11 protein-coding genes, 1 pseudogene and 1 other annotated feature are annotated in these 10,826 nt (G+C 65.8%); of the genes and pseudogenes, 3 read left to right on the forward strand and 9 right to left on the reverse strand.

The window, feature by feature from the left end; translation table 11 throughout:
- Positions 1 to 102: 102 nt before the first annotated feature.
- The 6 genes and pseudogenes from ABD209_RS16030 to ABD209_RS16055 all read right to left on the reverse strand — a co-directional run.
- Positions 103 to 1,130 (reverse strand): annotated as a pseudogene (locus ABD209_RS16030) (IS3 family transposase); the annotation flags it as partial.
- Positions 691 to 825 (reverse strand) — a sequence feature (AL1L pseudoknot). (Overlaps the previous pseudogene by 135 nt.)
- A gap of 61 nt (positions 1,131 to 1,191) precedes the next feature.
- Complete coding sequence (locus ABD209_RS16035) at positions 1,192 to 1,398, reverse strand: hypothetical protein (protein WP_344068003.1); 207 nt, start codon at positions 1,396 to 1,398, stop codon at positions 1,192 to 1,194.
- Between the two features lie 50 nt (positions 1,399 to 1,448).
- Positions 1,449 to 1,571, reverse strand: coding sequence for a hypothetical protein (locus tag ABD209_RS16040; protein ID WP_344068005.1), 123 nt, complete (start codon positions 1,569 to 1,571; stop codon positions 1,449 to 1,451).
- A 655-nt stretch (positions 1,572 to 2,226) separates the two neighbouring features.
- A complete protein-coding gene (locus ABD209_RS16045) occupies positions 2,227 to 4,089 on the reverse strand; it encodes a DUF262 domain-containing protein (RefSeq protein WP_344068008.1) in 1,863 nt (620 codons plus the stop codon).
- A 107-nt stretch (positions 4,090 to 4,196) separates the two neighbouring features.
- Positions 4,197 to 5,294 carry a HigA family addiction module antitoxin gene (locus ABD209_RS16050; RefSeq protein ID WP_344068011.1) on the reverse strand — a complete coding sequence of 366 codons (1,098 nt, stop codon included), beginning with the start codon at positions 5,292 to 5,294 and terminating at the stop codon, positions 4,197 to 4,199.
- Between the two features lie 20 nt (positions 5,295 to 5,314).
- Complete coding sequence (locus ABD209_RS16055; RefSeq protein ID WP_344068014.1) at positions 5,315 to 5,611, reverse strand: type II toxin-antitoxin system RelE/ParE family toxin; 297 nt, start codon at positions 5,609 to 5,611, stop codon at positions 5,315 to 5,317.
- Positions 5,612 to 5,809: 198 nt separating this feature from the next.
- On the opposite strand from ABD209_RS16055, the gene ABD209_RS16060 reads away from it, so the two are divergent.
- From ABD209_RS16060 to ABD209_RS19895, 3 genes are read left to right on the forward strand one after another with little or no spacing between them, the layout of a single operon-like run.
- The gene (locus ABD209_RS16060; RefSeq protein WP_344068017.1) at positions 5,810 to 6,079 is read left to right on the forward strand and encodes a multiubiquitin domain-containing protein; all 270 of its coding nucleotides are present in this window, start codon (positions 5,810 to 5,812) and stop codon (positions 6,077 to 6,079) included.
- The gene (locus ABD209_RS16065) at positions 6,054 to 7,289 is read left to right on the forward strand and encodes a ThiF family adenylyltransferase (protein WP_344068020.1); all 1,236 of its coding nucleotides are present in this window, start codon (positions 6,054 to 6,056) and stop codon (positions 7,287 to 7,289) included. Before ABD209_RS16060 ends, ABD209_RS16065 begins: the two co-directional genes overlap by 26 nt.
- A complete protein-coding gene (locus tag ABD209_RS19895) occupies positions 7,286 to 7,693 on the forward strand; it encodes a ubiquitination-like system serine protease family protein (RefSeq protein ID WP_486348465.1) in 408 nt (135 codons plus the stop codon). The genes ABD209_RS16065 and ABD209_RS19895 overlap by 4 nt, the downstream gene beginning before the upstream one ends.
- 4 nt (positions 7,694 to 7,697) lie before the next feature.
- Here the strand turns inward: ABD209_RS19895 and ABD209_RS16070 are convergent, their stop codons facing one another.
- The 3 genes from ABD209_RS16070 to ABD209_RS16080 form a co-directional block, all read right to left on the reverse strand.
- Complete coding sequence (locus ABD209_RS16070) at positions 7,698 to 8,591, reverse strand: hypothetical protein (protein ID WP_344068023.1); 894 nt, start codon at positions 8,589 to 8,591, stop codon at positions 7,698 to 7,700.
- Positions 8,592 to 9,417: 826 nt separating this feature from the next.
- Positions 9,418 to 9,807, reverse strand: a complete 390-nt coding sequence (locus ABD209_RS16075; protein WP_344068025.1) for a VOC family protein — start codon at positions 9,805 to 9,807, stop codon at positions 9,418 to 9,420.
- Positions 9,804 to 10,610 (reverse strand): MerR family transcriptional regulator, encoded by an 807-nt coding sequence (locus ABD209_RS16080; protein ID WP_344068027.1) that lies wholly within the window; start codon positions 10,608 to 10,610, stop codon positions 9,804 to 9,806. The genes ABD209_RS16075 and ABD209_RS16080 overlap by 4 nt, the downstream gene beginning before the upstream one ends.
- Positions 10,611 to 10,826: the final 216 nt, after the last annotated feature.

The following is a 10,826-nucleotide window of genomic DNA, read 5'->3' on the forward strand; positions in this document are numbered from 1 at the left end:
ACTCCCCAGCAGTACCGACTTCCAGCACCCCCACTGCGATTCCGACCACCGCCCGCGTCAGGCAGCCACCCCCCAGGGGTCCGATTGGCCGGTTAACAGGCAGTCGCCAACGGTCCCAATCGACGGCGTGGCACCGATCTCTGCGAGGCGTTCGCCATAGCGAATCGAGGTGAATTGAGAGCCGGCGTCGCTGTGACACCGCAGATCCTCGTGCCGGGCGCCGCGGGACCAGCGGGCCATCTCGACCGCGTCGAGGACCATCTCGGTTCGCATGTGCGACGCGACCCGCCAACCCACGATCATCCTGCTGAACGCGTCGATGATGAAGCACACGTAGGCGACGCCGGTCCAGGTCGGCACGAATGTCAGGTCGGTGACCCAGAGCCGGTTCGGGGCGCTCGCGGTGAACTCCCGCTTCACCAGGTCCGGGTGCCGCGCCGACGCCGGATCCGGCCTCGTCGTCTTGACCCGCTTCGAACGCCTCGCGCCCTCGATCCCCGCGGCGCGCATCAGCCTGGCGGTCTGGTCTCGGCCGATCATGATCCCCGCGCGGCGGGCAGCCCTCCAGAGCTTGCGGACCCCATAGACGCGGTAGTTGGACTCCCAGAGTTCGACCAGCTGCGGGATCAGCTCGTCGTCCCGCACCGCGCGGGCGGACGGCGTGCGGGTCTTGGCGGCGTAGTAACTACTCGGAGCCACCTGCAGCAGCCTGCAGATGAGCTCGACTCCGAGCCGGCGACCGTCCACAAGATCGTCCTTGTTCGCGTCGACGAACGCGACTACTTCCGGTAGTGGCGGTCGAGCTCCGCCCCGAAGAAAGACGCCGCCCGCTTTAGCACCTCGTTGGCCCGCCGCAACTCCCGGTTCTCCTGCTCAAGCTCGCGCATCCGCTGCGCCTCCGCGCTGCTCACGCCGGCAGTGACGCCGTCGTCGACGTCGGCCTGCTTGACCCACATCCGCACGGACTCAACACCGTAACCGAGTTGCGTCGCGACGCGCTGGACCGTCCCTTGCGTGACACCGAGCTCAGCGCGCAGCGTCCTCACCATCCGCACCGCGGCAGCCTTCTCCTCGACCGAGTACCGACGCGTCGTCGGCTTCCCATTCGCCAGCCTTCGGCATAACTCCATCCTCGTTTCCAAGGTCAGGAGCCTCCAACGAACACAGGGTGGTTCAAAGTTCGCGAGCCCGCTACTGGTCTACTTCTACTACCTCGAAGTCCACCTCGTCATCGTTGAGCGGGTAGTCCCCAGGATTCGACAGATGCAAGACCTCGCCGCCGACGACGTAGTTGTTGCACTGCTCAAGGCCATACGCCTCCGCCTCGGCTTCTGTCTCGAAGAGCTCGTCTTCGTCTTCGCTAGTCCCGTCCGGGTACTGCATCACTACCTTGAACAATCGCACCGCTCCTCTGTGTTGGACCCTGAGTTGCCGGAAACGCTGCCCGACTACTTCTTCTGGCCCTTGAGCTTCTGGATCTTCTCGAGAAGGGTGGCCTTCTCATTCAGGCGCTTGGCCTCCGCGCGAAGCTCGCGGGGTGTCTTGTTCTTCGCTCCAGGTGTACGTGCCACGCTCGGCTCCTCAAAGATTGAATTGGGTTAAATCAATCATATCCGAGCGCGAGAGGACTGTCCGGCGAACAGTGAAACTGGGACGACACCATGAGTTGGCGCCGGCCACAGACTCGTGCGACAGCCTGGGTCCGTGTGCGCCCTCATCGAGAGCACGGTCGACCACAGCATGCGATGCAAAGCGCCCAACTGGCCGCTGCTCACTACTGTGCCCGGTTCCAAAGCCCAGTATCAGCGAGGGTCGCGATGGCCTGGCGCTCCAAGGCCACCGCCGCCGTCTTGTCCGCGCAGGTAGCCCAACGAATCTCAAGTTCCGCTCGGGTCAGGGCCCGTGTCGCCCAGACGCGTGTACGGCCGGGGCTTCCTTCGCGTACCTCTGCCAGCATGTTGGCCAACCCGTCAGCGTCGGCGAGGGCTCGGTCCATGGCCGCCTCGCCGAGGCCGGAGACAGCAGCTTTGCCGGAGAGGTAAACGCGCAGGCGACCTCGTAGCCCACGACCGCTGCGCTCTCCCGCCATTCCCACATAGACCACTTGGCCGCTGTGCCGCTCACGAGCCATGTAAACCCCTGGGACGGTCGGCGCGTCGGCCACCGCCTTCAGGAGTGGTGCCCAGGCAGACCAGTCTGCCAATTCGTCCGTCACGTGCGGCAGAGTCACGGGGTGGGCCGGGGCCAGACGTCGCAAAGCACCTCGGCAAGTTTCACCGAGCGCTGCCGGATGTCGTCCTCGGTCCATGCCTGAGCGTGGTTGTCGACGATGTCGCGGCTTAGGCGCAGGACGCTGTACTTGTTCAGCAGAGCACGCTTTCCGAGGCCCTTGTTCTCCCCGCTCGTCTTCAGCTGGCCCGTTTCGGAGTCGGTCCACGGCCGGTGCGACAGGGTGCCGTTGAGGTCCGAAGTGACGAGAGTGAGGTTGCCGAGGGTGTTGACCAGCTTGTCGCGGTCCGCCGCTTCTTCGGGTGCGAGTTTGGGCTCGGGGTCCCAATGGCTCCGCCATGCCTGGGGCATGACGTGCTCGACCGAGAGCTTGGCCGGGATGGTGACGGCTTCATGGCGCTGGGTTCGCATCTGCAGCTCGAGGGCCTCGAGGACGACCCGTAGTCGGGCTTGGCGCACGTTGCCGTACAGCTTGATCGTGGGCAAGCCGGAGACCATGTCGTCGTCGTTGGGCCAGGTTCGTGCGTCTGAGGTCTGGTTGGCGAGATAGTCCCTGACCGAACCGCCCACCTCATGGACGTCGACCGGGTCGAGCGCGGTCAGGATGGCGACCATCATCTTGTTGACGTCCTTCATGGTGCTGCGCAGGAGGGTTCGTCGGATGACCCAGCTCTCCAACGCGCCCAGGGCTACGGCGATCTGCTCGTCGGGGACCTTGTGGTTCTCCGAGAGCATCCACAACAGCAGGGGCGTGGTCGACGCGAGCTCGAGGGACTCGACCACGCGGCCGTAGAACCTGCCCTCGACCGTGTCACGGGAGAGCTGGGCGAAGCCGCGGAACGTGTTGGCGTCTCGCCGTAGTTCGCTGAGGAGTCCTTCGGCATCCAGGTTGGTTGTCATCAGCGGTTTGGCGTAGGCGACGAACTCGCGGAACACCTCTTCGGTCAGGACATCGTCACGCCGGCGCATGGTGAGCCAGTACTGCAGGAAGATGTCAATCCGGGACCGAAGGTGACGGCCCTGCGTGATCTCCTCGCGCCACCAGGTGTCGTCGAAGTCGGCCCAGTACTTCTCCGGCCACGAGTCGACGTCGGCGTGCACCTGCTCTCCGACCTGGAAGATCCAGTTCTTGATGAGGTCCGCCTTGAGCAGCGGGGTACCACGGTCATTGAGGGTCTCGAAGATGACTTGGTCGTCGTCGTGACCCGTGAGGTTGATCGCGACCACATACAGGCGGGACTGGACGACGTCGGCCAGGGCCGTCACGCGGTTCTTCTCGTCGCCGACCGCCTGCTCGCCCTCGTCAACGACACCGGCAAGCCAGTTGCCGACCTCGGTGCGGAAGAACTCGTGAGCTTCGACGATCAGGTGGTCACCGGTATGGGCACCGGTGTTGTCCATGGCGAACTCGAAGGCGGATCGGTCTGAGCGTGACGGCCACAGCTTGAACCGCTCCGGCCGCCCGGCGAAGCGTTTGGCCTGGTTGAGGATCAGCTCTTCGATGGCTTCGGCCTCGACCTCGTGGCCCCTCTTCAGGACTGCCTCGTGGACCGCGTCGAGCATGATCTGCAGGGTGGTGCTGCGCTGCTGGCCGTCGATCACGGACTGTCGAGTGACGTCGCCCGCTGTCGCGGACTTCAGCTTGAACACCACGGCGCCGAGGAAGTGACCGCCGACCGCATCGAGTGCCGCCTCGTCACCAGCTGCGGCGATGACCTTTTCCGCCACTCGGCGAACGTCTTGCCATAAGGGCTGCCACTGGTCCTCGAGCGTCCACACGTAAGGCCGCTGGAACGCCGGGATCTCGTAGTGAACGGTCGTCCCGAACAGCTCACGCGGGTTGAGTGCGTCGGCCTTCACGTTGTCCCCTCAAGATTCATTTCGGGATGCAGGAGGCCGCCCTGGGCGAGCACGCCAACCGTTCGTGCCCTGGAGCGGCGGTGACGGCTGCCTACGCGGGCGGGTGATCACCATCTGGCCATGACCTCATCTACGTTGGGGGCGCCCTTCGCCAATGTGGTGCGCCAGTCGAGCTTCCTCAGATGTTGCAGGTGGCCCACGAGGACGATTGGCGCTAGGTCCGCATCGGCCGCGGTGTGATTGACCCAAGGTCCGCTCAGTCGGTCTGGAAGCTGCGGCAGGCCGCCGGGCAGGACCCACCCAGCGGCGGTCTCGTTGGCGTCGCGTTCCTGGGTGGCCTCATCTGAACGGTCATCGGGGTCGTCGTCAACCTCTATCGCCTCAACGATCGGCACGTCGTCCTTTACGTGACCATGCGTCAGGTGCGCGATCTCGTGGACAAGTGCGAAGAGCACCTTGTCCAGTCGCTTCCCTCGACCTGACAAACCGATGACGCGGGTCTCGTCGACAATCATCGCGCAGCCATCGATCTTCGCCCCTGGGAGTGCGGGGACGTAGACCAGCCGGACACCCGCGCCGCCAAGCATCTGCGGCAGGCCGGCAAAATCCGACGGGCTCTTGAGAGCCCGCGGTAGCGCCGCACCGACGGCTTCGAGGGCCTTCCGCGAGTACTTATCGGTTACCGCCTTCTTGCGCGCTGCGTGGCGGACCATGTACAGCCAGGAGGTCTGGAGCGAGGAGAGGGCCTCGCCGTGGTTGGAGCGCTTGGCGGCGGCCGCAAGGCGCGGCTCGTCATCGAGCGACTTCAACTCGAAGAACCGGATGACCTCGCCCTCGAGCTCGTCCAGCGACTTGCCGGCGAGAACGCCTGCCTTCCTGAGTAGCGGGATGGGGCCTTTGGCGTTGAGGCGGGCACGACGACGTACGTCGTCCAGGTCGCTCTGCGACTTGGAGTCTTGCTTCTGCAGCCAAAGGAGGTACTGGTCCTGGAGGCTGAGCCACATCTCGGGGCTGGTCCCGAGGGCAGCGCCGATCTGCGCGGCGGACTCGCGAGTGATCTCCTTCTTGCCCGAGATGATCTCGGAGACGAACTGCGCTGGGCGGTCGAGGATGGCGGCGAACTCGGCCTGAGTCCAACCGCGAGCGTCGAGTTCGTCGGCGAGGAACTCCCCTGCGGGGAACACCTCGGCTAGTGCAGCGTTCATCTCGATCTCTCTATCGATGTTCAGTGGTAATCGACCACCTCGAGGAGGACCGCCACCCGGTCCCCTTCGGTCTTGAAGGTGAGGATCAGCCGAAACTGATCGTTGAGACGCATCGATGTCTGGCCCGCACGGTCGCCCTTCAGCTTCTCCATCCGCAGACCCCGCATCTCGTACAGGTCGCGCTCGTCCCGTGCCGCGGAGATGAGCTGGACCTTCTTCCGATACGACCTGATGACCGTCGGGTCCCACCCTTTCGGTGCGTACTCCAGCTCCTCGGAGAGCCGGCGCAGCACCTCGTCGTGGTACTCGACGCGCAACGTGACCTCATTCCATCACCCCAGAGATGAAGACCCGCACGTGACGGATCCTAGGCGGCCCATGCTGCCAGTTCGCCCAGACAGACTCCGACACGCTGAGTCATTGTCAGGTCTTCATCCCTTGGGTGAAGACCATTATGCTACTATCAGGTTCGCCGAGCAACTGCCGGTTCTCCACATCGACACGCAGGAGCCAATATGTCCGACAACACCAGCATCCAGGTGCACGAGAAGACCTACGCGGTGGTCATCAACGGAACGCCGCACACCCTCGATGAGGAGGTCGTCAGCTACGAGAGCCTGGGCGCGCTGGCGTTCCCGGGCCACGACCCGGCTGCGATCTTCACCGTCGCCTACAAGAACGCGATCGCGGCCCACGGAGGAAGCGGGACGCTCGTGGCCGGCGAGTCGGTCAAGGTCAAGAAGAAGGGGACGAGCTTCGATGTCCGACTCACGACTCGTTCGTAACAGCCCCGACCTGCAGCACCTCGTCGATGAGGGCTACACAGTCCGGATCGTCAACGGCTACCTCGTTGTGGACGACATCCCGTACGTCGACTCCGAGAGGGAAGTCCGGGAGGGCTCGTTCATCTGTCCGCTGGACCTGGCCGGCGATCGGACCGCCAAGCCCAGCAACCACGTCATGGCGTTTGTCGGGTCGGCTCCGTGCAACCGGGACGGCGGTGAGATCTCACCCGGGTTCGCCAACGTCGGCCTCACGTCCGGGTGGGCAGCCGGATCCGAGCTGACGCCCGCCGTCGGCTTCTCCCAGAAGCCCCGGCCCGACGGGTACGTCGACTTCTACGAGAAGGTCACGACCTACGCAGCCATCCTGCTCGGGCCCGCTCAGGCGATCGATCCGACCGTGACACCCTTGCAGGGCAAGCCCTTCACCACGGACGAAGACGACGGGGTGTTCGTCTACCTCGACACCTTCTCCAGCCGTGCCGGCATCACAGCCCGCAACGAGCTGCTTGAGTTGTCGAAGGTCGCGATCGTCGGCCTCGGCGGCACCGGCGCCTACATTCTCGACCTGCTCGCCAAGACCCCAATCGGGGACGTCCACCTCTACGACGGGGACACCTTCATCACGCACAACGCGTTCCGTGCACCAGGCGCCGCGTCCGTCGATGACCTGAAAGCGCGGATGGCGAAGGTCGACTACTACGCGGCCATTTACGCCAGCACGCGCCGCAACATCCACCCCCACGCCGTCGACGTCACCGCAGCCAATGTCTCGGAGCTGGCCGACGCTGACTTCGTGTTCCTGGCGATGGACTCCGGACCCGACAAGTGGGCGATCGTGAACGCGCTCATCGCGGCCGGCGTCCCCTTCATCGACACCGGCATCGGAGTAAGCGACGACGACAACGGGATCGCCGGACAGGTTCGCGTCACCACCGGGCTCCCGGGTGCAACCGACCACGTGACCCACGGTGGGCTCATCTCCGTCGTAGCCGGTGACGCCGCCGAGTACGACACGAACCTCCAGGTCGCCGAGCTCAACATGGCTGCCGCCGTGATGGCCGTCATCCGCTTCAAGAAGTGGCTGAAGTTCTACGCCGACATCGAGGGCGAACTCCACAGTACCTACCGCATCGACACCAACGAGACCCTCAACAAGTACCCAGGGACCTCCGAGCACGCGGACTCGGACGAAGGTGCCGGCGCAGCATGAGGCTGCGCAGACTTGAGCCGACCTACGTGACGTATGTGCCCGGCGAACTCGAGCAGGGACGTCTCTACATCTCGATGGAGTACTCGACCGCCGTGCATCTCTGCGCCTGCGGCTGCCGAGCGAAGGCTGTGACCCCGCTCGCGAGTGACGGCTGGACCCTCACGTTCGACGGGTCTGTGACGTTGCGACCATCCGTCGGGAACGGCCAGTCGCCCTGCCGATCGCACTACCTGATCACTCGGGACGTGGTCGAGTGGCTACCGCCGATCGGCGTTGCGGCGACGCGGGCGGCCATCGTCCGCGACCAGGCTGCAGCGGCAGCCGTTCGCGCTCCAGCACGATCGACTTGGTGGAAACGGCTCGTGGACGCGCTACGGAGGCGTCGCCGATCGCGAAGTGGCTGACAGGTCACGCCCGCTTGTGCAGTGCATAAGCGAGTTCGAACTGCTGGTGCTCGTCGAGGGATTCCTCGAACTGGCGGTACTGGTGGCGGTCCTTGGCGGTCGGCTTCTTGCCGCGCCAGGCGGGTGAGAGGTCGAGGTGGGCGTGCGCGACGTAGACCCATTGCCAGGTCAGGCCGTAGCCGCAGCTGCTGTAGTGGGTTCCGGGGCGGAACTGTCGGGCCCACTCGTTGAACCACCGGCTCATGTAGAGCCGGTGCTCGATCTTGGCTTCGGTGGCCCGGTAATCCCGCCGACGCGTCTCCTCGCCGGCCCGCCAGATCCGCGCTTTCCACTCGTCGGCGCTGACGAGCATCGTGGCCGAGCAGGCGCGGGCCAGGCGAACACCCATCGGCCCGGGCATGTTGAGCACTTCCGCGGCGGCCTTCCAGGACGTGACGTCCGGATGCAGACGGGCAAGCGACAGGGACGCGAACGCCCGGACAGTGTCCTCGCTCGAGTCAAACGCGCCCTGCAGGTGCTCGAGGTACTGGGCATGCGGAATGACCTGGGGGATGACGAGCAGGTTGATCGGCATGCGCGAGCCTCCATGGGCGGGGTGGGTGTCGAGGTGGTGGGACAGGCTGCGGTGCGGGGCGCGGGCGGCCATGACGAGCCGCGTGAGCGTGGGCGTCATGACGGTGCGGTCGGCGAGCCTGCCGAGGGGCCCGTCCGGGGTGGTCGGGGTGAGCTCGGTCCACGGCGTCAACGCGGCCGCTGCGGCGTCGACGTCGGGGGCCCTAAGGATCCCGTCCGCGGTGGCCAGGGCGGCGCCGCGCAGACGTGGGTCGTCGGGTGGTCGCAGGCCCCACCGTGGTCCGCGATCGCCGGTCCGCCGTTCTGCTTCCTGGGCCAGGCCCACCGGCCAGTCTGCGAGGTCGGTGGCGCCGGGTTGGCCGGCAAGGTGGAGCAGGAGGGTGGTCAGGTGCCGCAGGTCGGACAGATATGCCGCGGGCTTGGCGGGCTGCCCGAGGCGACAGCTCGATCGGTCATAGGGACATCCTGTACGCGCGCCGGACCAGGGTCGACTTACCGCGCAGTTCCAAAGATGCGCGACCGGACTCACCGCGTACCGAGCACCAATCGACACGTCCGCGGCAGAACCGGACGGGTGCGCCGCCGGACGTGCATTGGGGCGCGGTTCCGCTGGCCACACGTTCAGCAGAACGCGGCGCGGGTGCCTTTGCACGTCCCACGGCGCACCTTGGCGATACGTCCGACATTCGGCAGAACCGGTAGATCACGGACCCGGTGGTGGTGCGGCCCGCGGACGAGCCGAGGCCGCTGTCGCCCTTGCCCATGCGGACCCGGGCAAGAGGTACCGCTGGCTCGGAAAGCCACCCTCCCACGTCCAGCTCGTGAACCTTGCGATGGTCTGACGCCGGGCACAGGCCAGCTATATCCATAAGCAGACATGATCGTTCCCGGAGACGTCATAACGTAGCATTTATGATTCATAAGTTCGCGGTTTGTGAAATCTTCGCTGCATCTCGACAACTGTCGAGATGCAGCGAAGGTTGCGCGGTCCCGTGCGGGGCGGCTTGCTGGATAGTGCGGGCGGAGGTGGCTGCGCATCGAGGCTCTTGCAGGCGTTGAGACCGACCAGCCGAGGAAGCTCGTCGGTGGAACCGTGCAGGCGCGGGCACGCAGACCGAACTCGGTGCCCAGACCCTTGCTGCGAACCTGAGTCAGCTCTCGGCAGGCTGGTTCAGGAACCAGCGGTGACCGAACGGATCCACGAAGACCGCCACCCGCCCGGAGGGCGGGCTGTCCTCGGGGCCCCTGGCCATTGGAGTTCCTTGGCGGACGATGCGGGCGGCGGCCGCATCGACGTCGGCGACCGTGAGGTGCAGTGACACCGCCGCCCCGCGGGCGGGGTCGGGGGCCGCTATCCCGGCGGAGTCGAACTGGTCGGACATCATCCACTGGGCGTCGCCGATCGCTAGTTGGCAGTGGCCGACCCGACCGTCGTCCATGACGATCGGGTCGTAGGTGACTTCGGCGCCCAGCGCGGCGACGTACCACTCGATGGCGGCTCGGGCGTCGGCGACGCACAGATAGGGAGTCAGCTGGGTCATCGGGTTTCCTGTTCTTCGAGATCGGGGAGCGGTGTCTGGAACGACCAGAGGTGGCCCTCCGGGTCGCGCACGCTGTACTCGCGCACGCCGTAGGGCATGTCGGCCGGCTGCTGGTCGATCGCGGCGCCGGTTGCGGCCACGCGGGCGTGGTGGGCGTCGACGTCGTCGACGAGGATGGCGAGCGAGGCAGTGACCGTGCCGGTGGTGAGCGGCGAGACCATCCGGTGCTCGGGGGCCTCCCGGTGCAGCCAGACCACGCCGTCGCCAGCGTGGACCTCGCCGTGCACCGCCCGATCGCCGTCGAAGCTGATCGGTCCAGGAGCCAGACCCAGTACATCGACGAGATAGGCGTGCCCGGCCGCGATGTCGCGGTACACCAGCAACGTGATCCGCCGCGTCAACGCGGGCTCATCAGCCGGTAGTGCTGAGAGCAGTTCAAGCAGGGCGTCGGCAGTGGGCTGGTCGCCCTCGAGGAGACGGGCCTCGACGCGCCGAACTCGTTCCCGCGCCCGAGCGAGGTCGGCCAGCTTCGAATCGAGGTCCACGAGGTGGCGCCGAGTGAGGCCGGGCAGCTCGTCCGTATCGAGGTTGAGGTCGGCCACGGACGTGCCAAGTTCGCGGAGCAGCCGGATCCGGTAGAGCTGATCGATGGTGCCGCCGTCGTACCGGCGCCGGCCACCGACATCGCGGGCCGGAAGCAGCAGCCCCATCTCCTCGTAGTACCGCAGAGTGCGTTCAGTGACGCCTGTACGTCGGGCAACGTCGCCGATGCCCCACTGGCCGCCGGGGCTGGTGCTGGTCATGCCGCCACGCTAAGACCTCACGTCACGTCAGGAGCAAGGGCGGCGCCTCGACAGGCGGCGAAACCCATCGGTTGAGAAGCGGCAATAACACGTTCTTGCCCTTGATCCATAGCTAGTGGTCCGTCGCTGAAACATGTTTACGTTTCCGGTCGATGGAGGCGAGGATTTCGTCGGCGGGTTTGGTCCAGGTGAAGGGGTGTGACCGGTCGTTCCAGC

Source organism: Nostocoides vanveenii (assembly GCF_039531165.1).
Classification (GTDB): domain Bacteria; phylum Actinomycetota; class Actinomycetes; order Actinomycetales; family Dermatophilaceae; genus Nostocoides_A; species Nostocoides_A vanveenii.

Excerpts from the sequence above, each read along its gene's own strand:
- ABD209_RS16050 (WP_344068011.1), bottom strand. The coding sequence starts at position 5,294 with ATGAACGCTGCACTAGCCGAGGTGTTCCCCGCAGGGGAGTTCCTCGCC.
- ABD209_RS16060 (WP_344068017.1), top strand. The coding sequence starts at position 5,810 with ATGTCCGACAACACCAGCATCCAGGTGCACGAGAAGACCTACGCGGTG.
- ABD209_RS16065 (WP_344068020.1), top strand. The coding sequence starts at position 6,054 with ATGTCCGACTCACGACTCGTTCGTAACAGCCCCGACCTGCAGCACCTC.
- ABD209_RS19895 (WP_486348465.1), top strand. The coding sequence starts at position 7,286 with ATGAGGCTGCGCAGACTTGAGCCGACCTACGTGACGTATGTGCCCGGC.
- ABD209_RS16075 (WP_344068025.1), bottom strand. The coding sequence starts at position 9,807 with ATGACCCAGCTGACTCCCTATCTGTGCGTCGCCGACGCCCGAGCCGCC.
- ABD209_RS16080 (WP_344068027.1), bottom strand. The coding sequence starts at position 10,610 with ATGACCAGCACCAGCCCCGGCGGCCAGTGGGGCATCGGCGACGTTGCC.